The following is a 24,406-nucleotide window of genomic DNA, read 5'->3' as shown; positions in this document are numbered from 1 at the left end:
CCGATTGACAGAAGTTGCACCTTGAACAAGAAGCATGCTTCATGCAGTGCACAATCTTTTTCATGAAATATAGAAATCACGGGTGTAGTAAGAAGTGTTCTTGTTTAATTTCGAGTAACGTTTCTGCAAAACGTTCATGTTCTTCAAAGTGTGGAGAATGGGCTGAGTCAGGAAACCAAATCATTTTTTTGATAGGAGCGTTCAAAACATCGCAATATTGTTGTACAAGTGCATAAGGTGTTTGATAGTCGTAGCGTCCAGAGCAAAAATAGACAGGAAACGAAACGCTTGGAATTTGTGAAAAGAAATCAACTGTTAACATTTCTCTCCATAATTCTCCGGATTTTATATTTCCGCTAAAAAATTTTATCCAATCTATCCATGTGTATTCAGATGATAACAATCCTTTTCGAATGAACGAAAAAAATGTTCCATTTTGAATAGCGCCGCCAAAGATACCAAGCCATTTCCTTTGAATAAGCAGTCGCTTTTTATCTAGAAATGGTGGTTTTCCAAGCTTTTTTAAAGAAGCGAGTGCTCGCTCATGTCTGTGCTTCTTTGCGGATCGAATTAAATGTTTAAAAAGTAATTTCTCATTTTGCTTCATGTGCACAATTTGGCCAACTCCAATATAGGCTTCGATGGATTGGGGAGATTGCTGCGCAGCAGATAATCCAATGATGCTACCCCAAGAGTGCCCGAGAAGAAATAACTTCTTTTTTTGAAACTTGTTTAGCAGATAGTCAATTAGTTTATGTGTATCCAAAATAAATTGTTCAATTTTTAGGGGCTCTTTGAAATCTCGCCATGAAAAGGATTTTCCTGCTCCTCGTTGATCCCAGTTGACAACAATAAAATGTTTCTCGAGTTCTGCTTGGAAATGGCGTGCAAAGCCAATATGAGCCATGCCTGGTCCACCATGTAAACATAATAAAAGAGGTTGTTTGAGATCTTGGCCACGAATAAGCAACGATTGTTTGCGGTTGTTTATAAGCATATTTTCAATTGTAGCAATGCTATTTGGAATAAGTTGTTTATTTTTATCGTAAAAAGGGGGAGTGCAGCTGCGACTGAACATGAGAGAGACCTCCTTTTAAGTACAATATAGTGAACGGTGTCGATTTGGCAACATATACTAAATATACAAATAAGAAATCATTGTATCCTAACATAATAACTTTATCTCGCATGAATGAGAAGCAAAATGCTTAAAGATAGAAGTTTTAAGTTATGTATAAGAGAGAGGAGGGAAGAGGTGGAGATTGGTGAAATTATTGATCGTTTAAATAATCATGAATCGATTGCAATTGTTGCAAAACGACTAGAAATGAGTCCGTATACACTATCAAAAAAATTACGATTGCTCGGATATGAATATGATAGTGAGCATAAAAAAAGGAAGTTTGTTGGGGAGGGAGAAGAGCCTCGTCATTTGCAATTAACAGAAGCTGTGAGCATACAACAGGAAAAAATAGATTATCAACGTCTCATTTACGAGCAATTGCAAAATATTTATAAATTGTTGCAAAAACAGGAGTATGGAATATGTATTACTTCTGCCCAAACAGGAGAGAAAAAAAGACGTACGTTCTCTCTTTCAAAACAAACATTAGAACAGCTAGACTGTTTTTCTATTAGACATGGTGTGCACAAGTCTAAAGTTGTTGAAATTGCGCTGGAAGAATATTTAAAAAAATATCGTAAAAAAGAATAAAAGCGGGATTTCCCGCTTTTATTCCACTAATTATATATGAACCCATTTTGATTTTCTGACATACTAGATTGCTGCTATGCAGACAAAAAGGAGATTCCACGCGCTTTCTCCCTTTGTTTGAACTTCGCATGTGGCAGGAAAAGGCCCTGCCCGCTTCTATGCATGGACAGATGCTCTTGCCCATCTAAAAAAAGATGGTTTTATGTCGTTTTTTTAATTTGGATTTATATAGATGGTGAGATTTGTAAAAGATTCAAAATTTGTATTCTATAATGCCTAGTTTATTTTTTGAATACGACCTTCAATTTTTGCTTCAATTGGAGATTTTGCTTGTTTCACATAATCTACTAGTGCATCTAAATCATTTGGTCCTGTTTCTGCATTTTTCCCATTTCTAAATGAAACGAAACCATCCCCGCCAGAAGCTAAAAAGGCATTTGCTACGACAGTATATGTTTGGGAATCAACAAGCGCTTCACCATTTGTTAAGTGCACATCAATGACTTTTTCTCCAACTGCTTTACTATCATCCCATTTATATGTGATACCAGAAATTTGGAGCATACGTGTTTTATCTTTTTGCCACTGCTGATTTAAAATGTCACGAATATCTTTTCCAGTCAATGTTGACTTTATTAATTGATTGCCAAAAGGTTGAATGCCATATAATTCTCCCCACGTAATATCTCCAGCATCTAAATCGTTGCGAATACCACCAGGATTCATAATGGCAATTTGTCCATTCATCGCACTGCGCTGTGCATCAGCTATTAAGTTACCAAGCGTAGATTCTCCGGCAGGTGATTGTGTTCTATCTAAAGCAGTTGCAGATTTGCCAACAACTTCACTCACAAGAGGAGCGACTTTTTCTTCATACTGTTCCATTTTTTTCTTAATTTGTGAATCTGGTTGAATGCCGTCGTGGAACGTTGTAACAATCTCAGCCTTTTTCTCTACGATATCTTTTGTTTTCTTATCAATTTTTAAATCAACATCTGCAAAAGCCATGCCATACGAATAAGCTTGTACAAGAAGTTTTCCGTTTACAGTGCCGTTTACATATGCATGGTTATGACCGCCAAAAATGACATCTACTTCTGGATCGGTATTTTGAGCTAAGCGAACGAGATCTCCATCTGTAATACCTTTATCATCCGTTGTACCCGGATTATGTGCCAATACAACAATCGATTTTACGCCTAATCGCTTTAATTGCTGTGCAGATTTGTTAATTGCCTCTACTTCATCTGTGAACTGTACATTTTCAACCATTTTCGGAATAACGACGTTTGGTGTTTCTGTTGTAACAACCCCAATAAAACCAACTGGAACGCCTTGTACCATTTTTACTGTAAATGGCGGTAAAAATAAACGGCCAGTTGTTTTGTTATAAACATTGGCTGCAACGTAAGGGAACTGAGCACCTTTAAAGTTGCCAGTCTTCTCATGATAACCGCCATAAATAAGGCGACGCATTTCGTCTACACCTTCATCAAATTCGTGGTTTCCAATTGTTCCAACATCAAAGCCTAGGTCATTGAAGATCTCAATTGTTGGTTCATCTTGTAATAAAGCTGAAACTGGTGGACTTGCTCCAACTGCATCTCCAGCATGAACAAGTAGCGTATTTGGATTTTGTTTTTCGCGATCACGTAAGTATGCTGCTAAATAATCGGCACCGCCAGCTTCCTTGTTATTGATTTTTTTCACTGTGTCTAATTGACCATGGAAGTCATTAATGCCCAGCATTTGAACATCGATATAACGATTTTCTTGTGCTGGTGTAGAAGTTGGTTGTGCTGCAAATACACTTGAGAATGTAACGGTACTTAAAACAGCAACTGCAGGTATAATTTTTTTCCACATGTTTTTTGTTTCTCCCCTTTTATGTAAATCTGACATTATACGACATAATTTTAATAGATTATGAGGAAACAATCTATATAAAGTTTAATATTTTATGAAAATTCATAAAATATCTTTTTATTTTTATATAGAAAATAAATAATAAATTGTAAGCGGTTAACTATATAAATCTATTTTTACTTTTTAACATATAAGTGTAGCTATGTAGAATAAAAAATGCTCTGCACTTGCTTTTCATTTTATTTTCATGTGGAGGAAAAGGTAGGTTGTATTTATACATTCATTAGAGCAAGGATTTGTGAAACTGAATAGTGATACCGCTCTTTTAGTTGCTGCTAAATTACACTTTCTAATATAATAAAGAAAAAAGTAAAAGGTGATTTAATTATGGCAAAGAAAAAACAAAAGCAAACACAGAAACAAAGCGCAATGAAGGTGGAAAAGGAAACACTAACAATTGGAGATCAATTGAACGAAGCTCTAATGAAGCAACTAAAAAGTAAACAGAAAGAATTAAAAGAGCAAGAGGAACAGAAACAAGAAATGGAGTTAGAGAGAAAGCGTAAAGAACAGCGTGAACGTGAAAAAAATAAATCATTTGAAGAATTATTAGGTGAAAGTAGCTTGTCATGGAAAGACTTTAAGTAAGAAACGAATATAAGGGGGATGGGCATGAGAAAAGTGGAAGTAGTTCCCTATGAAAATCACTGGGCAGAAAAGTTTCAGGAAGAAGCGAAACGTTTAAAGGAAGCAATGCCAGAACATGTGAAAGTTCATCATATTGGCAGTACATCTGTACCTGGATTAGTGGCAAAACCGATTATTGATATGATTATGGAAGTTACGAATATTGACAAAGTGGATAGTTGGAATGACATATTCCAAAAACTGGGTTATACACCAAAAGGTGAAAATGGTATTTCAGGACGTCGTTTCTACATGCACGGTACAGAAGAAAAGCGAAGCTATCATTTACATGTATATGAAACAGGGAATCAAGAGATTATACGTCACCTTTCATTTCGCGATTACATGATGGAGCATTGTGAAGAAGCGGAGGCGTATGCAACGTTAAAGCAAGAGCTTGCGAAACAATGTACATACGATATAGAGCGGTATATTGAAGGAAAAGATGCATTTGTTCGTGAGAGGGAACAAAGGGCGATAGAATGGATGAAGAAAAAATAACGTGCCATATAGATGTGGCACGTTATTTTTATCATTGTTTTATGGGAGTAATAAAATTTTCCCTGTGCTTTTTCTACTTTCTAAATAATGGTGTGCTTTTGCGCCTTCGCTTAATGAAAATGTAGTTGGCGTAGATAACTTGATCTTTCCTTGTTGAATCCACGTGAATAGCTCATTAGAACGACGAACGCGTTCTTTATGAGACGTGAGTACATTCCATAAATCTCCGCCGGTTAGCGTTTTAGATGTATCCATAAGCATGCGCGGGTCTACAGGCGCTGGATCGCCTCCTGCCATTCCGTAAAACACAACGGTCCCTCCAATACGTGTTGCCTCAAAGCTATCCATCAACGTAGAACCAACAGATTCATATACGACATCGACACCTTTTCCGTTCGTCGCATGCATGACTTTCTGTTTCCAATTATCCTCATACAAAAAGGTCCAGTCTGCGCCAACAGCTTCGGCAGCTTTTGCTTTTTGAATAGAAGAAGTAAGTGCAATCACTTTACCGCCTAGTAATTTTATAATTTGTACAAGAAGCTGGCCAACACCACCGGCAGCAGCGTGTACGAGTACGATATCTCCTTCTTTTACCACATAGCTATCTCGGGTTAAATAGTGAGCTGTTAAACCTTGTAGTAAAATAGACGCAGCTGTTTCATGTGAAATATGATTAGGAAGTGGAATTGCTTTCTCTACTGGAACTGCTACAAGCTCTGCATTTGCATAAGGAACATCTGCAAATGCGATAGAGTCTCCTTGCTTGATTGTGGTAACATTACTTCCTACCATTTCGACAATTCCAGCGCCTTCGTAGCCTAAAATATACGGTGGTTTACCGGCAAGGTGGTAATTACCTTTTCTTCTATAAACATCAGCAAAGTTTAAACCAATCGCTTTCATTTTTACAAGAATTTCATTAGGTCCAATAACAGGATTTGGGATTTCTTTATATTGTAATACTTCTGGTTCTCCAAATGTGTTAAATATAAGAGCTTTCATCGTTTGACCTCTACTTTGTGTATTTTATTTTACGCTTACACTGTAAGGTAAAAGGATGGAGAAAGCAAGGAATTACGCTTTGGAAAAAGTGGGGAAGGACACTGAGTGATTTATACATAACCAGATGCTTTGGTATTGGCTTGAAACAAAAGATTGAGAGTTTAATGGTTCATCACCAAAAGTCGTGGTTGCGTACACTGCACTCCGAGTGGATGCTTTCCGCGGGGCGAGAGCGAGCCTCCTCGGCAAGCCTGCGGGGTCTCACTTTCCTCGCTATTTCCCGCAGGAGTCACCACTCTCCGTTCCGTGTACTAAAATGAATTCATCTCAGAAAAATCAACCACATGTTATGGTGATGAACCATTTTAATTCGAAAAATAGCTATATTTGGAAATAATTCGAGTCTGAAAGTATTTTTTCTGCGTATCGTAAAATTTTTAACAATCCCTTTAAGAAGGTGTGAAGGGATTTTGTTTTTTCTTATGGCACTAAATGGGTATTTAAATTGAACAAGTAACAATAATATTGCTAAAATTGAATTGTATTATTGTAGGGTGAAAGCTTTAATTTCGAGTGAGGTGGAGATAAATGATTTTAGATTTAAAAGGTGAATCCTCAATGGAGCCTATTGTAGGTATGCTTTATTCTGCTGTAGATGGTAATTATAAGCGGTTAAAATCTATTGTTGCAGGTATGTCACAGGAGGAACTAGATTATAAAGGGCCCAATCAGAAATATAACAGTACAGCACAATTAATAAGGCATTTGGAATATGTGGACCTTAACTGGGTTTTTAGAATTAAAGGTGAACCAGTACCGGAACTTCTTGAAGATAAGTACGGACCTATGTTAGATAAAAACAATGAAATCCCATTGATTTATGGAGTTTCCTTAGAAAGGATTCTCTCTGATTATGATGAGGTATTTAACATGTTTAAGTCTATTTGCTTTCAGTTAACTGACAACCAATTGAATAAAATAGTTGAGTATGAGAATGGAGTAACTGCAACTATCCGATGGGGCATTTGGCATATAGCAGATCATAATAGATATCACCAGGCTTACATTAATCAACTTCGCAAATGGTATAAAGAAGAGAAGGAAATAATGATTAAAAAAGAAGTCTACTAAAACAAGTCATGCTACACGTTATTTTGCTAACGTTTAATAACATGCTTTTAAAGTTTATCAATTTATCAACGGTTGTTAGTACATATTTGATCAAAGTAACATCTATATGAATTCATTTTGATTTTCCGACATATAGATTGCTGCTATGCAGAAAAAAAGGAGCTTCCACTCGCTTTCTCCCTTTGTTTTCACTTCACATGTGGAAGGAAGAGGCACTGACCGCTTCTATGCATGGCCAGATGCTCTCGCCCACCTAAAAAAAGATGGTTTTATGTTGGTTTTTTAATTCGTATTTATATATATAAATCCATTTAAATTTTTTCAACAAAGAAGTCGCTGCTACGCAGAATACATCATAACCTGCACTCGCTTACTCTCTTTGTTTGAAAACATCGCATGTGGCAGAAACAGGCACTGACCGCTTCTATGCATGGCCAGATGCTCTCGCCTCCCTAAAAAGAAAGAGGGTTTTTATGCCGTTTTTCAATTTGTATATTTCCTTCTAATTTTTAACATAACAAGATTATGTGAACAAACCGCTTTTCTTTTGACTTTTTATTTTTTTCTTGGTGAAATGGAGGAAAGGAGGAGTTTTTATGCGTATCCCAACAACAACACTTCATAACGGCGTAAAAATGCCAATGCTTGGTTTAGGAGTATATAAAGCGAAAGAGGGAGAGGAAGTAAAACGAGCGGTGAAGACTGCACTTGAGATCGGATACCGTTCTATTGATACAGCTGCTATTTACGAAAATGAAAGCGGTGTCGGAGAAGCGATTCGTGAATTCGGAATTGCTCGCGAAGAGCTGTTTATTACAACGAAAGTATGGAACGATGAACAAGGGTATGAAACGACGCTAAAAGCTTTCGATACAAGTTTAAAAAAATTACAGATGGATTATGTTGATTTATATTTAATTCATTGGCCGATACGTGGGAAGTATGTAGATACATATCGTGCTTTAGAAAAATTGTATGAAGAAGGTAAAGTGCGTGCGATCGGTGTGTCAAACTTTCATATTCATCATTTAGAACACTTATTAGCAAATTGTCACATTAAACCGATGGTGAACCAAGTTGAGCTTCATCCAATGTTGGCACAATTTGAACTTCGTAACTTTTGCCTGCAAGAACAAATTCAAATGGAAGCATGGAGTCCGCTTATGCGAGGCGGAGAGGTGTTTGAACATCCTGTGATTCAAGAAATTGCTAAGAAATATGGAAAAACACCTGCTCAAGTTATTTTGCGCTGGGATATTCAAAGCGGTGTTGTAACTATTCCGAAATCTGTTACACCGTCTCGTATTGCAGAGAATTTTCATATTTTCGATTTTTCATTAACAGAAGAAGAAGTGCGCCAAATTGATACATTAGATTGTAATAAGCGTTCAGGCACGAATCCAGAGAAATATGATACGATGTAAAAAGCTACCGATTTTCGGTAGCTTTTTCAACGATGAGATTCATATGTATCCAATTTTAAAAGTGCTTGAATACGTTCGTATTGCTCGTCTGTTAATGAATTTGTAGTGCCGGCTTTTACGTTTTCGCGTAATTGGTCAATTGAGCTAGCACCTGGAATGAGAGCTGCAATTGCCGAAGTATGCAGGCAATATTGAAGCGCGGTTTCTGTTAGAGAGCGTTCATCTGTTATTTCTTTAATACAAGATACAGCGTGTTTTACTTCATCAAAGTTGTAAGAGAGATAGCATTTTTCTTTCATCTTAGCTAATTTTTGGTCATTGTTATGAGTTAATAAGCCTTTTGAAAGTGGGCCGCGAGCAATAACGCTAATATTGTGCTCTTGCAAGAATGGGAACCATTCTTCTGGGCGGCGATTGAACATGTTATATTCCATTAAAATACTTACAATATTAGAGCGCTCTGCATATTGGCGAATGACATTAGGGCGGATGGAAGAAATACCGTAATGACGAATGAATCCTTCTTGTTTTAGTTCTTCAAATGTTTCAATGACCTCGTCGATATGATCCTCAATTGTTCCGCCGTGCAGCTGATATAAATCGATATAATCTGTTTTTAATCGGCGCAGGCTTTCTTTTACTTCCTCTTTTATATATGCCTTAGAAGGATCCCAAGACCAACCATTTTTTTCTTCTGTCCAGCGGTTCCCAACTTTTGTGGCAAGGACAACTTGTTCTCGTTTTCCTTGTAATGCTTTTCCGACAAACTCTTCATTTAATCCATAATTGTATAAATCGGCCGTATCCAAAAAGTTAATGCCTAAATCTAACGCTTCATGAATAATTTGAATGGCTTCTGTTTCATTTGTTCCAAGTGACATGCACCCAAGTCCAATTTCACTTACATATAAATCTGAATTTCCTAATTGGCGTGTTTTCATAATTCTCCTCCTTACTGTTATTGTACGAAAGCGTAAGGAGTTACACAAACACTTTACTTTTGTGTATTTGTAATCCAATTATGAACAGTTTTATAACGTTGTTCATATTGCTTTAGCATATGACGAATTTCCCAAGCTTTTCCGACTAACGTTACTCGATTTGGTAAAATATACACTTTCATTTTCGTTTCGCTCCTTTCAATGTGATAGAATGTATGAAGAAAGATTAGGAAATAGAACAGGGAGATGAAGTCTTGTGAGTAATCTTGAAGAAAGAACGGTTGCGACTGAGCCTATTTTTGATGGAAGAATCATTAAAGTTCGTGTTGATGAAGTAGTATTGCCAAATGGTGAGACGAGTAAACGTGAAATTGTGAAGCATCCTGGTGCGGTAGCGATTATTGCTATTACAGATGATGAGAAAATTGTGTTAGTTGAACAGTATCGTAAAGCGATGGAAAAAACGCTTATAGAAATTCCTGCTGGAAAGTTGGAACCGGGAGAAAAACCTGAAGTAACAGCAATTCGTGAATTAGAAGAGGAAACCGGGTACATATGTGATAATATGGAGCTCATTACGTCATTCTACACTTCACCAGGGTTTGCAGATGAAATTGTGTACGTATATGAAGCAACTGGCTTGAAGAAGAAAGAAGATAAAGCGGATCTTGATGAAGATGAGTTCGTTGAGTTAATGGAAGTATCATTAGAAGAAGCATTGCAACTAATAAAAGAGCAACGTATTCATGATGCAAAGACAATGTTTGCAATTCAATATTTACAACTGAAAAAATAAACACTCGCTTTATGCGAGTGTTTATTTTTATTGTATTTTTGCGTATACACACGTATCACATAAACTACCATCAGGAGCAAGGAAATCATTTTCGAGCGTACCTTCTAGAATAAACTCTAGGCGCTCTGCAACTAATCGTGCGTTTGTATTATTCGCATCACAGCGAATTTCAAGACGTTTCGCTCCCAGTTTATCGAAAGCGAATTGAACAGCTCCTTTTAATGCTTCTGTCATATAGCCTTGTTTTGTATAAGAGCTATGTAGCCAAAAGCTAATAGAAAACTTTGGGATATCCCAATTTTCTGGGTGAAGAGTGAGTGCACCGATGAAAGTACCTGATGTTTTCTCGTATAGATGGAACGGTAATGTTTCACGAAGTAAAAACTTTCCATGTGCCGCTCTAACTGCTGCTTCTGCTGTTTCTTCAGTTTCGTGTGTAATCGTCATCCATGGCTGCAATTCTTCTAAAGATGCTTGGATTGCTTCGTAAACTTCCGCTCCATCACCTGGGAACGGTTTCCGCACTTGTAAGCGCTCAGTCTGAAATAATGTTGGAAAATCTAATAATAGTTGTTTCAAACGAAATCCCTCCTATTCTCTTCTTTTAAGTTTAGCAAAGTGGCGTGGAATTTCAATGTTAATTCGTCATACTTTTTTCTTTCTCTCATACATTCTAGTAAGAGAAAGGACGGAGGGACGTAATATGTTAAGGAAATCATCTTGGCAAGATCGTGTAACATATCATGTACAAGAACATGCTTCACTTTATGTATTTGTAGCAGTTCTTTTATTAATGGGGGTTATTTTTGGAGCCATTCTTGTGAATAGTTTACAAGTAAGTCAAAAGCAAGATTTGTACTTTTATTTGAGTCGTTTTTTTGGACAAGTTTCCAAAGGGCAATTTGCAAATGCAGGAGAGATGTTTCGAGAAAGTTACTTATCGCAACTGAAATATATTGGCTTTATTTGGATTTTAGGTATTTCCATCATCGGCTTACCACTTATTTTTATTTTATTATTTTTAAAAGGAGTCGTTGTTGGGTTTACAGTAGGATTTTTAGTGAGTCAACTCGGATGGAACGGCCTATTATTAGCATTTGTGGCTGTGCTTCCACAAAATGTGATTATCATACCGACGTTTCTTATTATGACGACGATTGCAGCTAGCTTTTCATTGCGGATGATTCGTCATCAATTTATTCGGAAAGTAAATGAGCCATTGCTACCACTTTTTATGCGCTACACTTGCTTTTTTCTTATTATCGGTGTGGTGTTAGCAGTTGCTTCAGGGATTGAAGCGTATGCATCGCCAACTTTTATGAAGCAAGTCATGGATACTATTAATAAAAAATAATTATACTTTGAGAATTATTATCAAGTAATTTTGATTATTTTTGTTTTGACAGTTGCCCTTCTTCTGATATAATGGGGTAAGAGTGGCGAGGGAGGGAGTAGTACCGAATGGAAGAGAGAATTGATCGAATTAAGAAGCAATTACATGCAGCAAGTTATAAGTTAACACCACAACGTGAAGCAACGGTTCGCGTGCTGCTAGAAAATGAAGAAGACCATTTAAGCGCGGAAGATGTTTACCTCCTTGTAAAAGAAAAGTCGCCAGAGATCGGACTTGCAACCGTCTATCGGACTTTGGAGTTATTATCCGAGTTAAAGATTGTCGACAAGATTAATTTCGGTGACGGTGTTTCGCGCTATGACTTACGCCAAGAGGGAGCATCACGTTTTCATCATCATTTAATTTGTACGGAATGCGGTGCAGTAGAAGAAATTCAAGAAGATTTACTTGGCGAAGTAGAAAAAAGAGTAGAACAAGAGTGGCGCTTTAAAGTAAAGGACCATCGTTTAACGTTCCACGGTATTTGTGAAAATTGTCAAGAAAAATTAACAGAAGAAAATTAACCTTTTCCTATTTAATTAGGAAGAGGTTTTTTATTTATCATTAGGTATAAATGATGAAAAGCTTGGCATATGTTGTAATAACATATATTTTGGAGGAATTTACAATGAGCCGAGCAATAAAAGTTATTTTTGATGGTATGAAAGTATTTTTATTGTTTACCAGTTGTACCATTTTGTTTTATTTCGCTATACTATGGATAAATGAAGAATATGAAAGTTATCATCGTTATGAAAAACCGAAAGAAGAAATGGTAGAAAAAGTATCTGGAACAGAAGAACCAGCGAAAGATGCTTTTGTAAACAGAATGATTTTTTTCTATGAAAATGGGGAGTAGAGGAGATTGGAAGATCAATTACAAGATTTTATTCATTATATGGTTGTTGAAAAAGGATTAGCTAAAAATACAGTTGTATCATATGAACGCGATTTAAAAAGTTATATGAAGTATTTACAAAAAGTAGAGAGGGTTACATCGTTTCATGATGTAACGCGAATGCATATTGTAAACTTTTTGCATCATCTAAAAGAGAATGATAAATCTTCGAAAACGCTGGCGCGTCACATTGCATCTGTACGATCGTTTCATCAATTTTTATTACGTGAACGTGTAGTAGAACATGATCCATCTGTACATATTGAAACGCCTCAAGCTGAGCGTAAATTACCGAAAGTGTTATCTATTGATGAGGTAGAAGCATTATTACAAACGCCAAAAGCAACGAGTGCCTTCGGAATCCGTGATAAGGCTATGCTAGAGTTATTATATGCAACAGGATTACGTGTTTCTGAGCTAATTGAATTGAACATAGCTGATGTACATTTAACAATGGGTTTTGTTCGTTGCGTTGGAAAGGGAAATAAAGAGAGAATTATTCCTCTTGGCAGCTTAGCGGCAGAAGCGATTCAGCGTTATATTGAAAAAGGAAGGCCGGAACTATTAGGGAAGAAGACGGCCGAAGCACTCTTTTTAAATCATCATGGAAATCGTTTATCACGCCAAGGATTTTGGAAAATTTTAAAGAGACTTGCAAAAGAAGCAAATATTCAAAAAGAACTTACACCGCATACATTGCGTCATTCCTTTGCAACGCATTTATTAGAAAATGGGGCAGATTTAAGAGCGGTACAAGAAATGCTTGGCCATGCTGATATTTCAACAACACAAATTTATACACATGTTTCAAAAACTAGATTAAAAGATGTATATAAACAGTTCCACCCAAGGGCATGAGTTTTCATGTCCTTTTGCTATTATGAGAAGAAACTTCACAAAAACTTCACAAACATTTCGTACATTGTTTTCAGCAGAAGGCTAGAATATGAACGCATATGTCCTCTATACTAATATAGAATGAAGGAGGAAGTTATAATGAAGAAACTTTTAATTACATTATTTATCGCCATGCTAGCTTTAGCTGGTTGTAATACGAAATCAGACGAGAAAGCGAAAACAGATAAACAGCTTGAAGAAGTAAAAGTTGAAGTGAAAACAAACCCTGAAACAATAAAGCCGAATGAAAAAGTAGAAGTACAAGCAATTGTTACACAAGGGAAAGAAAAAGTAACAGATGCAGATGATGTGAAATTTGAAATTTGGAAAGATGGCGAAGAGAAAAAAGAAATGCTAAACGCGAAGCATAAAGGAAACGGCGTTTATACAATCGATAAAACATTCCCATCTGAAGGTGTTTACCATATTATTGCACATACAAATGCACGTGATATGCATGTGATGCCAGAAGTAAAAGTAGCGGTTGGAAATGCAAAAGTAACAGACGAAAAGAAAGCTCATGATAGTCATGAAGCAGGTCATGGTGATCATAAAAGTGAGACAATGATTCATCTTATGGCAGATGGTGTAAAAGCAAATACAGAATCTACAATGAAGGTACATGTAAAACAAAAAGAAGAAGCATTAACTGGTGCGGTAGTTCAACTTGAAATTTGGAAAGATGGTGCTGAAAAGCACGAGTTTGTTCCAGCAAAAGAAGGGAACAAAGGTGAATATACAAGCACTCATACATTTAAAGAAGCAGGCACATATAAAATGAAGGTTCATGTACGCAAAGGTGATCTTCATGACCATAAAGAAGAAACGGTTGAAGTGAAGTAAGGAACAGCTCTTTGAAAGAGCTGTTTTTATTTATTATTGGTAACTATATAAATCCAAGTTAAAAACCGACATAAAACCATCTTTTTTAGGTGGGCGAGAGCATCTGTCCATGCATAGAAGCGGTCAGTGCCTTTTCCTGCCACATGCGAAGTGAAAACAAAGGGAGAAAGCGAGTGGAAGCTCCTTTTTTTCTGCATAGCAGCAATCTATATGTCGGAAAATCAAAATGGATTCATATATTCAGTCACTCTATGAAAAACCGATAGAAAAGCGTTTTTTTAAATGGTCGAGAGGGACTGGCTATGTATAGTAGTGGTCAGTGCCTTTTCCTGCCACGCGCAAGGTTTAAAACAAAGGGAGAAAGCAAGTGTAGGTTCCGTTTTCTCTCCATAGCAGCGACTTAGATGTTGAGAAATCAAAATGGATTTATATATATTGAGAAATATAGCGGTTTTATTAGCACTTCTGTGCAGAATAGATTACAATGAAATGTGTATAAAATATGAAATGTGATAAAAATTTCTTAAAAAGAAAGCGTAAACATGTTATAGTAGCTGTAGGAGATGTCTGACATCTGACTTAGAAGAAGAAGGAAGTTTTTACAGCGATTTGAACATACTACATTAGTAGCATATATAGGAGGTTACAGTTGTGAGCAAATATAAACGTATTTTCCTTATCGTAATGGACTCCGTAGGAATTGGAGAAGCACCAGATGCTGAGAAATATGGCGATAAAGGGTCTGACACATTAGGTCATATTGCAGAGCATATGAATGGATTACAAATGCCAAACATGATGAATTTAGGTCTTGGAAATATCCGTGAAATGAAAGGGATTTCAAAAGTAGAGAAGCCGCTTGCATATTATACAAAAATGCAAGAAAAATCTATGGGTAAGGATACAATGACAGGACACTGGGAGATCATGGGCTTATACATTGATACGCCGTTCCAAGTGTTCCCAGAAGGATTCCCGAAAGAATTACTGGATGAGCTAGAAGCGAGAACAGGACGTAAAATCATTGGGAATAAACCAGCTTCTGGAACAGGAATTCTCGATGAGCTTGGACAGGAGCATATGGAAACAGGCGCATTAATCGTGTATACATCTGCTGATAGCGTACTGCAAATTGCTGCTCATGAAGAAGTTGTACCACTTGAAGAATTATATAACATTTGTAAAATTGCACGTGAGTTAACACTTGATGAAAAATATATGGTTGGCCGTGTGATTGCTCGTCCATTCGTTGGGGAGCCAGGAAACTTTACACGTACACCGAACCGTCATGACTACGCTTTAAAACCATTTGGTCGCACAGTTATGAACGAATTAAAAGATACTAACTATGATGTAATTGCAATTGGCAAAATTTCTGACATTTATGATGGAGAAGGTGTAACAGAGTCTCTTCGTACAAAATCCAACATGGATGGCATGGATAAACTTGTAGATACATTGAACATGGACTTTACTGGTTTAAGCTTTTTAAATCTAGTTGACTTTGATGCGCTATTCGGTCATCGTCGTGATCCTCAAGGATATGGAGAAGCGTTGCAGGAATATGATGCACGCCTTACTGAAGTGTTTGAAAAGTTACAAGAAGACGACTTATTACTTATTACAGCTGACCATGGTAATGACCCAATTCACTACGGTACAGACCATACGCGTGAATATGTACCATTATTAGCGTATAGCCCAAGTATGAAAAATGGTGGACAAGAATTGCCACTTCGTCAAACATTTGCTGATATCGGTGCAACAGTTGCCGAAAACTTCAATGTAACAATGCCAAAATACGGAAAAAGTTTCTTAAACGAGCTAGGTAAATAGGAGGAATATAAAATGAATCGTGAATTAATTTCAAAATCTGCATCATATTTAAAAGGTAAATTTTCAGAAAGACCAACAGTAGGACTAATCCTTGGTTCAGGTTTAGGTGTATTAGCGGATGAAATCGAAAATGCAGTAGCAGTACCTTATAATGAAATTCCTGAGTTTCCTGTATCTACAGTTGAAGGTCATGCCGGTCAATTGGTATTCGGTACACTTCAAGGAGTTACAGTTGTAGCAATGCAAGGTCGCTTCCACTACTATGAAGGATACGATATGCAAAAAGTAACATTCCCAGTTCGTGTTATGAAAGAATTAGGTGTAGAAACAGTTGTGGTTACAAACGCAGCTGGTGGTGTAAATACATCATTTGAACCAGGTGATTTAATGCTAATTTCAGATCACATTAATTTCATGGGCTATAATCCATTAATCGGACCAAATGATTCTGAAATGGGAGTACGTTTCCCTGATATGTCTGAATCTTATAGTAAAGATCTTCGTGCAATGGCGAAACAAGTTGCAGCTGATTTAAATATTAAAGTACAAGAAGGCGTATACGCTGGGATGACAGGTCCTGTATATGAAACACCTGCAGAAATTCGTATGATCCGTACAGTTGGCGGCGATGCTGTCGGAATGTCAACTGTGCCAGAAGTTGTCGTAGCACGTCATGCTGGTATGAAAGTACTTGGTATTTCTTGTATTTCAAATATGGCAGCGGGTATTTTAGATCAGCCGCTTAATCATGAGGAAGTAATTGAAACAACAGAGCGTGTAAAAGCAAACTTCTTAGCACTTGTAAAAGAAATTGTAAAACAAATGAAAGGATGAGTTTACAATGAGAATGGTGGACCTAATTGCGAAAAAACGTGATGGCAAAGCATTAACGACAGAAGAAATTAATTTTATCATTGAAGGGTATACAAATGGTGATATTCCAGATTACCAAATGAGTTCACTTGCAATGGCAATTTTCTTCCAAGATATGAATGAGCAGGAACGTGCTGATTTAACGATGGCAATGGTAAATAGCGGTGATACAATTGATTTATCAGCGATTGAAGGTGTAAAAGTAGATAAGCATTCAACAGGTGGTGTTGGTGATACAACTACACTTGTATTAGGTCCATTAGTAGCTGCTTTAGGTGTACCAGTTGCGAAAATGTCTGGGCGTGGCCTTGGGCATACAGGTGGTACAATTGATAAATTAGAAGCAGTTCCAGGATTCCATGTAGAAATTGAAAACGAGGAATTTATTCGTCTTGTAAACGAAAATAAAATTGCTGTTATCGGACAAAGTGGTAATTTAACGCCTGCTGACAAAAAGTTATATGCACTTCGTGATGTGACGGCAACGGTAAACTCTATCCCGTTAATTGCCAGCTCTATTATGAGTAAAAAAATTGCAGCTGGTGCGGATGCAATCGTTCTTGATGTAAAAACAGGTGCGGGGGCATTTATGAAAACGGATGAGGATGCGAAGCAATTAGCAGAAGCGATGGTTCGTATTGGGAACAATGTTGGACGTAAAACAATGGCTGTTATTTCTGATATGAGTCAGCCACTTGGTGAGGCAATCGGTAACGCTTTAGAAGTGAAGGAAGCAATTGATACATTGCAAGGAAAAGGACCAAAAGACTTAGAAGAGTTATGTTTAACACTTGGAAGTCAAATGGTATACTTAGCTGGACAAGCTTCTTCTTTAGAGGATGCACGTGAAAAGCTAATTGAAGTGATGAACAATGGCAAAGCACTAGAAGCGTTTAAAACATTTTTAGCAGCACAAGGCGGCGATGCTTCAGTTGTGGATGATCCAACGAAACTTCCGCAAGCGCGATATATGATTGAAGTAGAAGCAAAAGAAGATGGCTATATATCTGAAATTGTCGCAGATGAAATTGGTACAGCAGCGATGCTTCTTGGTGCAGGACGCGCAACGAAAGAATCTGAAATTGATTTAGCAGTTGGTCTTATGCTTCGTAAAAAAGTTGGCGATAGCGTGAAGAAAGGCGAATCACTTGTAACAATTTACGCAAACCGTGAAAATGTAGAAGATGTAAAACAAAAAATTTATGAAAACATGAAAGTGTCTGCAAATCATCTAGATGCACCGAAGTTAGTACACGGCATCGTTGAGAAATAAAGTGACAATTTGTCCACGAATTATGAGATAAAAAAGCTAGGGAGTTTTCTCCTTAGCTTTTTTTGCATATAATAATAATGGGTGAAATTATGATAAGAATTTGTGCAGTAACAAAAGAAAATGAAGTATTATATGACGTGTCATTAGAAGAAACGAAGCGAGAAGATATCGTATGGTTTTGGCTGGATTTATGTAAACCGACGAAAGAAGAGTATACATATATTTTACAAGATTATTTTAAATTCCATCCCCTTGCGATTGAAGATTGTTTGGAGTACGTGCAGAGGCCGAAAGTGGATTTTTATGAAGGGTATAATTTTTTAGTTCTTCATGCTTTTAGTGAAGAGGGATTAGAGCCGCATGAAATTGATTTATTCGTTAGTGATCAGTTTGTTGTATCTTTTCACTTTTCACATAATAAGGCGATTGAACGGGCGTGGAATAAACTTGGGGAAAAACAGCGCATAAAGAGAAGCACTCTTCATGTGACCCATATGATTATTGACCAAATTGTCGATGATTATTTTGCTCCTGTATATTATATTGAAGATCATTTAAATGCCATTGATGATAATTTAACGGGAGATACCGCTGGTGTTGTATTAGAAGAGGTATTTGATATTCGCTCTGATTTATCAAAATTACGACGAACAATTGTACCAATGCGTGATTTATTGTATCGTATTTTAAATTCAACGCGCTTTTATGGTGTAAATGAACATGAAATTTATTTTAAAGATATTCATGATCATCTTTTAAAGCTTGCCGAAATGATTGAAGCAAGCCGAGAGCTGACAGCTGATATTCGCGATAGCTACTTTTCGCTTAACTCTCATCATATGAATAACATCATGAAGACATTAACGGTTTTTTCAACTATTTTCATGCCATTAACATTTATTGTTGGGGTATATGGAATGAACTTTGATCATATGCCAGAATTAAAGTGGGAGTATGGCTATTATATTTGTTTAGCCATAATGGCCTTTATAGGTGGCGGCATGATGGTCTGGTTTTATAAGAAGGGTTGGTTTAAATAATAAAACGCCGGGAATTCCCGGCGTTTTTTCTTTAGCCAATGGCATGTAACACAAACATGGCTAAGAAGAGACATGTGATAACATAAAGCGGTTTTGCAACTTGTTTATGTTGACCAAGTGCTACTTTTAAGATTGGATATGCAATGAATCCAAAAGCAATACCATCAGCAATGCTATATGTGAGCGGAATCATAACAATGATTAAAAACGCTGGAAATCCTTCTGAAAAATCGTTCAGAGGAATTTGTTGAATGTTTGTAATCATTAAACCGCCAATAATAATTAAGATTGGAGCGATTGCGCTATCTGGAATCAATTTTACAAACGGTAAAGCAAATAATGAGGCAAAGAATAATCCGCCAGTGACGATAGACGTCAGACCTGTCTTACCGCCCGCTGTAATACCAGCAGCACTTTCTACTGTAGAAACAGTTGGACTTGTGCCGAATAGACCGCATGTCATCGCTGAAATTGCATTTGCTTGATAAGCACGAGGGAATTTACGCTGATCTTCTAATAAACCGTGCAAAAGTCCCATGTTTTCAAAAATGAGTACCATACTCAATGAGAACGTTGCGATTAAAAATGGTAAAGAAGTCAGTTTTCCGAACGACATTGCACCAAAAACATCACCGTAGTTAGCAAATGAAAATGAGCTATTACCAACTTGACTTGTATCTACAATACCAAATAACCAAGAGATTCCCGTTCCAATTGCAATCGTCCACAAAAAGTTTCCACGTACGTTACGAATAAATAAAACTAAAGCAACGATAAGAGTAAGCAGTGTTGCTAGAACAACTGGACTACTTAGTTTTCCTAATGCAACAGCAGTATTCGAATTCGCGACGACAAGGCCGCCTTTTTGCAAACCGATAAATGTTAAAAAGAGTCCGATACCAACAGTTATCGCTTCTTTTAACGATTGTGGGATTGCAGCAGAAAGTGTGCGAGCAATTGGTGTAAATGCGGCAATTGTAAAAATAATACCAGCGACAAATACTGCTGCTAATGCTTCTTGCCAACTTAAACCAAGCGTATGCACAGCTGTGTACGTAAAGAACGCATTTACTCCCATACCTGGTACAAGAATCGCCGGTGCATTTGCCCAAAATGCCATCAATAGACATCCGACAAATGAGCTGAATACTGTTGCTAAAATTCCTGCTTCAAGAGGAATGCCGGCATCTGATAAAATGGATGCATTCACAATCATAATATAAACAATCGTGAAAAATGATGTTACACCAGCGAGCACTTCTTGTTTTGGTGACGTTTGATGTAAGTCTAATTTAAATGTTTTCTCAAGAATTCCTTTCATGTTAAACCTTCTTTTTCATATCCCTCTCCCACCCGTGATATCCTTATGTAAGGTTCACCGTCTATTATTATATCAAAACAAATGTTTTTTACAACAATTAAATGAGAACGTTTTCTTTTTTGCTAGATATATAATTACATATAGGTAAAAACGGCACGTACAGTTGAAATGATTTCTATTTCGCCTGATTGAATAGGGGGAGCGCCGCTATGAACAGCTGAATAAGCAACAAATTCCCGCGGCATATGAGAAGACTCTTCAACGAGAGACAAAGGAACGGGATTTATATTTAGATTATATGTACTAGCGATTGTCCTTGCTTTTTCTTGTGCGTTTTGCACAGCGAGTACTAATGCTTGTTTGTAATAAGCATTCGGTGCAGAAACGCGAAATACGAGTCCTCTGGCAACATTTGCTCCGTTTGCTACGGCTGCTTCAAATACTTCGCCTGCTTTTTGGACATTGAGTACAATAACCTCATATAAATGTTCAACTTGATAACCTCGCAAGACAGGCTTTTCGTTTACGTATTCATACTGTGGTGTAATCGTGTAAGAAAGTGTTTTAATATTTTGTTCTGTAATTCCAAGTTGTTTTAAAGAAGCAAGTAAATTAGCGGAAAGAGCAGCGTTTTCTGCTTGCGCCTGTTTTATATTTTGATCTTCAGTACGAACACCGATTGTGAGCACGACAACATCCGGTTTTGCTTTCACAATGCCTTCACCTTGTACAGTAATCGTTGCTTCCTTGCCATTACGTAACTCGTGTGAATAGGGGGGCATGCCCATTTGCATGATTGTTCACCTTCCTTTCTTTATTTATATGAAAGAAGGAAGTCCATTTTTTCCTTAAATTTAAAAATAGAGCAGAAAATCTAAGTAGAAAGAAAATATATACAATTATGGTATTCATGCATTATAATAATGTGTAAATATTATAAAAAAGGATCGAGAACAGTGAACGAAAAACGAGAAGCGCTAATTTTAAACTTATCTACTTCCTTTCGAAAAATGCTACGCTTATTACAAAGTGATATTAATGAACTTTTTTCTGAATATATGCCATGGAATGAATTTTCTGTACTACGTGCGTTATATTGGAAAAGTCCACAAATGGCATCGCAAATTGCAAGTGAAGTGAATGTTACATCTAGTCATATTACAGCAGTTACAGATCGTCTTGCGCGTAAGGGACTTGTAATGAGAAAACGATCGAATTCAGACAGACGCATTGTGTATTTAGAAATTACAGATAGCGGGCGAGAAGTTGCTGAAAAACTGGAAAATGTTCGAAAAGAATATTATAGAGAGAAGTTTCAGGACTGGAGCGACCAGGAAATTGAAATGGCGTTAGATCTCTTCGATAGAGTCATATAAAAATAGAAAAGCAATTTGTGCTTTTCTATTTTTTATGGCTTCATCATGCAGGATGGATACGTTGCATAAAAATAGCCTGAAATTCCTATACTTTACGTATATGAAATAGGAGGCAAACAATGAAGCGTATGGTTTCGCTTGGAATTATCGGTATATGTTTATTATGTTACGGCACTGAGATACGTGCAGCGTCACCAAATCAAATTGTCCAAAAAGAACTGGAATATATCTCAAATCATAAACCTGTTTTATATTCAAAATTATGGATACGTTCGATGCAAACGTCTGTATTATTTCATCATAATGATCGTATTCATCATCAAGATACTTTATATAATATAAAGCATTCATCTCTCGTCGGTATAAAACAAATGTCGCTAACGAAAGCTTCAATTTATATGCCGAGAGTTTCTCAATATGTATCAAAATTCGGAAAAGAAAATGTACAAGTGTACTATTTGGCTGTGCAGTATGATGTGAAAAAAGAAAACATATATCAAATGAATGGAACGAACTACTTTTTACAAGTATTTGTTCGAGAGTATGGAGACTGGAAAATTGCTGAAAGTATTGTTGCACCGACAGATCAAATTTTGGCAAATGGTAATGGATTCGGAACAGATGAGGAGAAGAACTATAGTGAAAAACGGAAGAATGTAAAATAGCCTCCTAGGAGGCTATTTTCACATTGTTTATCTTATAAAATAGTCACTTTTCACTCTCTTAACGGAAGAAACAACCGCATTCTCTTTAATAGAATATACTCCTTCAGCTGTTAAGCGTACCGCTGGTAAATGGGTCGATGTCAAAAAGAACATCGTATATAATGGATCGATATGCTGGTGTCCTCTCTCTTTCAGAAGTTGTACAAGTCTGATCGTTTTTGAAATCAGTTCATACATGGGTAACTTGCTCATTTTCCCTCCAAGCGGTAATTCCAAATTGAATAAGGTTTCCTCCCCCTCCATTAATATGGTACCGCCGCCTTGAGCGAGTAGCTGATTTACAGCCTGTATCATAATCTCTTTCTTTTGCCCTATAACAACGATATCTTGAGATGCTGTATAGGTTGTCGCTAGAGCATCTAGGTGATCGGCAAACCCTTTTAATATGCCGTTAGTAACCCACTTCCCCTTTTGATCAATAAGACTGACATAACAATATCCTTCTCTCGCTTCCAAGTCAATAATACCTTGCTTTAATGGCAATGCCTCTAGACTTGGTTTCGTAATGACCGCATTAAGCATTTCTATTACAGGGACTTCTGGATGCTCAGCAGTCATATCAAGCCATTCCGGCTGAACGCGCCATTCTATGTGCATGGGCTCAAATTGTAATTGCTGCCAATCACATACAGGAAACGGGTTCAAGAGCTGTCTGTTTGTCACAACTAGCTGCCCGTTTGCTATCACCTTGATCGGAGAAGGCTTGCTTATATCCTCGAGAAATAAAATATCTGCGATTCGTCCTGGAGCGATTCCGCCGATTTCTTGATCCAATCCATAATACGTTGCAGGGTTTAAAGTGGCCATCCGATAAGCGGCATGGAAAGGGACGCCATTATCGAGACAAATCTTAATAAGATAGTCCATTAGCCCATGCTGAAGAAATGGGGGCATAGAGCCATCTGTTGTTAACATAAGTCTTGAAGCGGAAGAAAAATCAAAGCCGAGCTCTTGTAAATCCTTAATTAGGCCTGGCAAATCAGGGCGTATGGAGGAGTGACGCAAAGTTGCATACATACCTAAACGAAGTCTTCTAATTACTTCTTCTCCATTGATAGCTTCATGACAAGCCGTAACACCGAGTGCTGCCAAAGCATTTAAGGTTTCACTAGAAGCTCCTGGGTTATGCCCTTCAATTCTTTTGCCGAGCCTCCGCGCTTCTGCTATTCCTTCTAATATTGTTTCATCACCAGCCAGGGCGGCAGGCCAAGCTGTCAATTCACCAGCTTGTATAATCTGCTTATGACGAAGCAAACTGACCAAGCGCTCAGTCGTGAATTTCGCTAACATATCCGGGTGGTTACTTTGTGGATCCATCCTTGCCCACCAATAATTTTTGATAGGCAAATGACTGCTGTAGTCCATTAAATATTCAAAGCCTTTCGGATCGGCATTTAAATAAAATATTAGATTATCATTCACTAAAGTCGTTGTACCTAAACTTAAAGCGAATTCTCCAAATGACGTAGGATTATAATACTGATACGGATGTGCATGAGGTTCGATGTATCCTGGAACTAACGTGAAGCTGGATGCATCTATAATTTGTGTTTTCTCATCAATTTGTGGTTCCCGCATTCCAACATAAGCAATACGGTCTTCATACAAAACGATATCGTTTCTTTCTAGCTCTCCTGTGTATACATTTAACACAATTCCTCCTGTAACCCAAACTGTTGCCGGATGTTTCCCCCTTGATACCTCTATAAGTTTCCACAATGTATCCCTTTCAATGTATCTCATGTAAGTCTCCCCCCTGATCTGCTTTTTCCACGCTCAGCATTATATTAGTTCAAGTTAAAATATCTAAAAATTCAGTCTTACACACTACTATATTTTACTATAAAGGGGGATCACATTGTAGAC

Annotated in this window: 26 protein-coding genes; 17 read left to right on the top strand and 9 right to left on the bottom strand. The window is 37.2% G+C overall.

Annotation, left to right across the window (positions count from 1 at the left end):
- Window positions 1-76: 76 nt before the first annotated feature.
- Window positions 77-1,078, bottom strand: coding sequence for an alpha/beta fold hydrolase (locus tag Q9306_RS00575; RefSeq protein ID WP_306194173.1), 1,002 nt, complete (start codon window positions 1,076-1,078; stop codon window positions 77-79).
- Between the two features lie 177 nt (window positions 1,079-1,255).
- On the opposite strand from Q9306_RS00575, the gene Q9306_RS00570 reads away from it, so the two are divergent.
- On the top strand, window positions 1,256-1,714 hold the full coding sequence (locus Q9306_RS00570; RefSeq protein ID WP_306194171.1) for a ribbon-helix-helix domain-containing protein: 459 nt from the start codon (window positions 1,256-1,258) through the stop codon (window positions 1,712-1,714).
- A 276-nt stretch (window positions 1,715-1,990) separates the two neighbouring features.
- On the opposite strand, the gene Q9306_RS00565 is transcribed toward Q9306_RS00570, so the two are convergent.
- Window positions 1,991-3,580, bottom strand: a complete 1,590-nt coding sequence (locus Q9306_RS00565) for a bifunctional metallophosphatase/5'-nucleotidase (protein WP_306194168.1) — start codon at window positions 3,578-3,580, stop codon at window positions 1,991-1,993.
- 387 nt (window positions 3,581-3,967) lie between these two features.
- On the opposite strand from Q9306_RS00565, the gene Q9306_RS00560 reads away from it, so the two are divergent.
- On the top strand, window positions 3,968-4,228 hold the full coding sequence (locus Q9306_RS00560; RefSeq protein ID WP_306194165.1) for a YqkE family protein: 261 nt from the start codon (window positions 3,968-3,970) through the stop codon (window positions 4,226-4,228).
- Window positions 4,229-4,252: 24 nt separating this feature from the next.
- On the top strand, window positions 4,253-4,768 hold the full coding sequence (locus Q9306_RS00555; protein WP_306194163.1) for a GrpB family protein: 516 nt from the start codon (window positions 4,253-4,255) through the stop codon (window positions 4,766-4,768).
- A gap of 39 nt (window positions 4,769-4,807) precedes the next feature.
- On the opposite strand, the gene Q9306_RS00550 is transcribed toward Q9306_RS00555, so the two are convergent.
- Window positions 4,808-5,773 (bottom strand): quinone oxidoreductase family protein, encoded by a 966-nt coding sequence (locus Q9306_RS00550; RefSeq protein WP_306194161.1) that lies wholly within the window; start codon window positions 5,771-5,773, stop codon window positions 4,808-4,810.
- 588 nt (window positions 5,774-6,361) lie between these two features.
- Here Q9306_RS00550 and Q9306_RS00545 point away from each other — a divergent pair.
- Together Q9306_RS00545 and Q9306_RS00540 are read left to right on the top strand one after the other, a co-directional pair.
- On the top strand, window positions 6,362-6,904 hold the full coding sequence (locus Q9306_RS00545) for a DinB family protein (protein ID WP_306194159.1): 543 nt from the start codon (window positions 6,362-6,364) through the stop codon (window positions 6,902-6,904).
- Between the two features lie 596 nt (window positions 6,905-7,500).
- Window positions 7,501-8,328: an aldo/keto reductase gene (locus Q9306_RS00540; protein WP_306194157.1), complete on the top strand. Its 828-nt coding sequence runs from the start codon at window positions 7,501-7,503 to the stop codon at window positions 8,326-8,328.
- A gap of 26 nt (window positions 8,329-8,354) precedes the next feature.
- Here the strand turns inward: Q9306_RS00540 and Q9306_RS00535 are convergent, their stop codons facing one another.
- Together Q9306_RS00535 and mciZ are read right to left on the bottom strand one after the other, a co-directional pair.
- On the bottom strand, window positions 8,355-9,269 hold the full coding sequence (locus tag Q9306_RS00535; protein WP_306194154.1) for an aldo/keto reductase: 915 nt from the start codon (window positions 9,267-9,269) through the stop codon (window positions 8,355-8,357).
- Between the two features lie 53 nt (window positions 9,270-9,322).
- Entirely contained in the window at window positions 9,323-9,451 is a 129-nt protein-coding gene (mciZ, locus tag Q9306_RS00530) for a Z-ring formation inhibitor MciZ (protein WP_306194151.1), read from the bottom strand.
- Between the two features lie 74 nt (window positions 9,452-9,525).
- Between mciZ and Q9306_RS00525 the strand changes: the two genes are divergently transcribed.
- Complete coding sequence (locus Q9306_RS00525; RefSeq protein WP_306194150.1) at window positions 9,526-10,065, top strand: NUDIX hydrolase; 540 nt, start codon at window positions 9,526-9,528, stop codon at window positions 10,063-10,065.
- A 27-nt stretch (window positions 10,066-10,092) separates the two neighbouring features.
- Here the strand turns inward: Q9306_RS00525 and Q9306_RS00520 are convergent, their stop codons facing one another.
- The gene (locus tag Q9306_RS00520) at window positions 10,093-10,644 is read right to left on the bottom strand and encodes a GNAT family N-acetyltransferase (RefSeq protein ID WP_306194148.1); all 552 of its coding nucleotides are present in this window, start codon (window positions 10,642-10,644) and stop codon (window positions 10,093-10,095) included.
- Between the two features lie 124 nt (window positions 10,645-10,768).
- On the opposite strand from Q9306_RS00520, the gene spoIIM reads away from it, so the two are divergent.
- The 9 genes from spoIIM to corA all read left to right on the top strand — a co-directional run bounded on the left by spoIIM (window position 10,769) and on the right by corA (window position 19,118).
- Complete coding sequence (gene spoIIM, locus Q9306_RS00515) at window positions 10,769-11,419, top strand: stage II sporulation protein M (RefSeq protein WP_020059431.1); 651 nt, start codon at window positions 10,769-10,771, stop codon at window positions 11,417-11,419.
- 107 nt (window positions 11,420-11,526) lie between these two features.
- Window positions 11,527-11,982, top strand: coding sequence for a ferric iron uptake transcriptional regulator (gene fur / locus Q9306_RS00510; protein WP_035429393.1), 456 nt, complete (start codon window positions 11,527-11,529; stop codon window positions 11,980-11,982).
- A 104-nt stretch (window positions 11,983-12,086) separates the two neighbouring features.
- Window positions 12,087-12,317 (top strand): YqzK family protein, encoded by a 231-nt coding sequence (locus Q9306_RS00505; RefSeq protein ID WP_306194142.1) that lies wholly within the window; start codon window positions 12,087-12,089, stop codon window positions 12,315-12,317.
- Window positions 12,318-12,323: 6 nt separating this feature from the next.
- Complete coding sequence (gene xerD / locus Q9306_RS00500) at window positions 12,324-13,214, top strand: site-specific tyrosine recombinase XerD (RefSeq protein ID WP_306194140.1); 891 nt, start codon at window positions 12,324-12,326, stop codon at window positions 13,212-13,214.
- A 120-nt stretch (window positions 13,215-13,334) separates the two neighbouring features.
- Window positions 13,335-14,096 (top strand): FixH family protein, encoded by a 762-nt coding sequence (locus tag Q9306_RS00495; RefSeq protein ID WP_306194137.1) that lies wholly within the window; start codon window positions 13,335-13,337, stop codon window positions 14,094-14,096.
- 651 nt (window positions 14,097-14,747) lie between these two features.
- Window positions 14,748-15,932 (top strand): phosphopentomutase, encoded by a 1,185-nt coding sequence (gene deoB / locus Q9306_RS00490; protein WP_306194135.1) that lies wholly within the window; start codon window positions 14,748-14,750, stop codon window positions 15,930-15,932.
- A gap of 12 nt (window positions 15,933-15,944) precedes the next feature.
- Complete coding sequence (locus Q9306_RS00485) at window positions 15,945-16,766, top strand: purine-nucleoside phosphorylase (protein WP_306194133.1); 822 nt, start codon at window positions 15,945-15,947, stop codon at window positions 16,764-16,766.
- A 7-nt stretch (window positions 16,767-16,773) separates the two neighbouring features.
- Window positions 16,774-18,078, top strand: a complete 1,305-nt coding sequence (locus Q9306_RS00480) for a pyrimidine-nucleoside phosphorylase (RefSeq protein ID WP_306194130.1) — start codon at window positions 16,774-16,776, stop codon at window positions 18,076-18,078.
- A gap of 77 nt (window positions 18,079-18,155) precedes the next feature.
- The gene (corA, locus tag Q9306_RS00475) at window positions 18,156-19,118 is read left to right on the top strand and encodes a magnesium/cobalt transporter CorA (RefSeq protein ID WP_306194128.1); all 963 of its coding nucleotides are present in this window, start codon (window positions 18,156-18,158) and stop codon (window positions 19,116-19,118) included.
- Window positions 19,119-19,149: 31 nt separating this feature from the next.
- Here the strand turns inward: corA and Q9306_RS00470 are convergent, their stop codons facing one another.
- Together Q9306_RS00470 and Q9306_RS00465 are read right to left on the bottom strand one after the other, a co-directional pair.
- Window positions 19,150-20,439: an NCS2 family permease gene (locus Q9306_RS00470; RefSeq protein WP_306194125.1), complete on the bottom strand. Its 1,290-nt coding sequence runs from the start codon at window positions 20,437-20,439 to the stop codon at window positions 19,150-19,152.
- A gap of 134 nt (window positions 20,440-20,573) precedes the next feature.
- Window positions 20,574-21,233 carry an SIMPL domain-containing protein gene (locus Q9306_RS00465; RefSeq protein ID WP_306194122.1) on the bottom strand — a complete coding sequence of 220 codons (660 nt, stop codon included), beginning with the start codon at window positions 21,231-21,233 and terminating at the stop codon, window positions 20,574-20,576.
- A gap of 162 nt (window positions 21,234-21,395) precedes the next feature.
- Here Q9306_RS00465 and Q9306_RS00460 point away from each other — a divergent pair, with 162 nt between their 5' ends.
- A complete protein-coding gene (locus Q9306_RS00460) occupies window positions 21,396-21,815 on the top strand; it encodes a MarR family winged helix-turn-helix transcriptional regulator (protein ID WP_306194120.1) in 420 nt (139 codons plus the stop codon).
- A 119-nt stretch (window positions 21,816-21,934) separates the two neighbouring features.
- The gene (locus Q9306_RS00455) at window positions 21,935-22,480 is read left to right on the top strand and encodes a hypothetical protein (RefSeq protein ID WP_371932282.1); all 546 of its coding nucleotides are present in this window, start codon (window positions 21,935-21,937) and stop codon (window positions 22,478-22,480) included.
- A 27-nt stretch (window positions 22,481-22,507) separates the two neighbouring features.
- Here Q9306_RS00455 and Q9306_RS00450 read toward each other — a convergent pair whose 3' ends face one another.
- Window positions 22,508-24,283, bottom strand: a complete 1,776-nt coding sequence (locus Q9306_RS00450; protein ID WP_306194118.1) for an adenine deaminase C-terminal domain-containing protein — start codon at window positions 24,281-24,283, stop codon at window positions 22,508-22,510.
- Window positions 24,284-24,406 lie beyond the last annotated feature (123 nt).

It is taken from the genome of Bacillus multifaciens (assembly GCF_030756675.1).
GTDB lineage: Bacteria > Bacillota > Bacilli > Bacillales > Bacillaceae_G > Bacillus_A > Bacillus_A multifaciens.
This window is presented reverse-complemented; position numbering and strand designations above follow the sequence as displayed.

Bases quoted from the DNA above. Each gene is read 5' to 3' on its own strand.
- Q9306_RS00455 (WP_371932282.1), top strand. From the start codon at position 21,935: ATGAAGCGTATGGTTTCGCTTGGAATTATCGGTATATGTTTATTATGT.
- Q9306_RS00575 (WP_306194173.1), bottom strand. From the start codon at position 1,078: ATGTTCAGTCGCAGCTGCACTCCCCCTTTTTACGATAAAAATAAACAA.
- Q9306_RS00485 (WP_306194133.1), top strand. From the start codon at position 15,945: ATGAATCGTGAATTAATTTCAAAATCTGCATCATATTTAAAAGGTAAA.
- mciZ (WP_306194151.1), bottom strand. From the start codon at position 9,451: ATGAAAGTGTATATTTTACCAAATCGAGTAACGTTAGTCGGAAAAGCT.
- Q9306_RS00505 (WP_306194142.1), top strand. From the start codon at position 12,087: ATGAGCCGAGCAATAAAAGTTATTTTTGATGGTATGAAAGTATTTTTA.
- Q9306_RS00540 (WP_306194157.1), top strand. From the start codon at position 7,501: ATGCGTATCCCAACAACAACACTTCATAACGGCGTAAAAATGCCAATG.
- Q9306_RS00480 (WP_306194130.1), top strand. From the start codon at position 16,774: ATGAGAATGGTGGACCTAATTGCGAAAAAACGTGATGGCAAAGCATTA.
- Q9306_RS00555 (WP_306194163.1), top strand. From the start codon at position 4,253: ATGAGAAAAGTGGAAGTAGTTCCCTATGAAAATCACTGGGCAGAAAAG.
- Q9306_RS00450 (WP_306194118.1), bottom strand. From the start codon at position 24,283: ATGAGATACATTGAAAGGGATACATTGTGGAAACTTATAGAGGTATCA.
- Q9306_RS00550 (WP_306194161.1), bottom strand. From the start codon at position 5,773: ATGAAAGCTCTTATATTTAACACATTTGGAGAACCAGAAGTATTACAA.
- corA (WP_306194128.1), top strand. From the start codon at position 18,156: ATGGGTGAAATTATGATAAGAATTTGTGCAGTAACAAAAGAAAATGAA.
- Q9306_RS00545 (WP_306194159.1), top strand. From the start codon at position 6,362: ATGATTTTAGATTTAAAAGGTGAATCCTCAATGGAGCCTATTGTAGGT.
- spoIIM (WP_020059431.1), top strand. From the start codon at position 10,769: ATGTTAAGGAAATCATCTTGGCAAGATCGTGTAACATATCATGTACAA.
- Q9306_RS00565 (WP_306194168.1), bottom strand. From the start codon at position 3,580: ATGTGGAAAAAAATTATACCTGCAGTTGCTGTTTTAAGTACCGTTACA.
- Q9306_RS00465 (WP_306194122.1), bottom strand. From the start codon at position 21,233: ATGCAAATGGGCATGCCCCCCTATTCACACGAGTTACGTAATGGCAAG.
- fur (WP_035429393.1), top strand. From the start codon at position 11,527: ATGGAAGAGAGAATTGATCGAATTAAGAAGCAATTACATGCAGCAAGT.
- Q9306_RS00560 (WP_306194165.1), top strand. From the start codon at position 3,968: ATGGCAAAGAAAAAACAAAAGCAAACACAGAAACAAAGCGCAATGAAG.
- Q9306_RS00495 (WP_306194137.1), top strand. From the start codon at position 13,335: ATGAAGGAGGAAGTTATAATGAAGAAACTTTTAATTACATTATTTATC.
- Q9306_RS00535 (WP_306194154.1), bottom strand. From the start codon at position 9,269: ATGAAAACACGCCAATTAGGAAATTCAGATTTATATGTAAGTGAAATT.
- Q9306_RS00470 (WP_306194125.1), bottom strand. From the start codon at position 20,439: ATGAAAGGAATTCTTGAGAAAACATTTAAATTAGACTTACATCAAACG.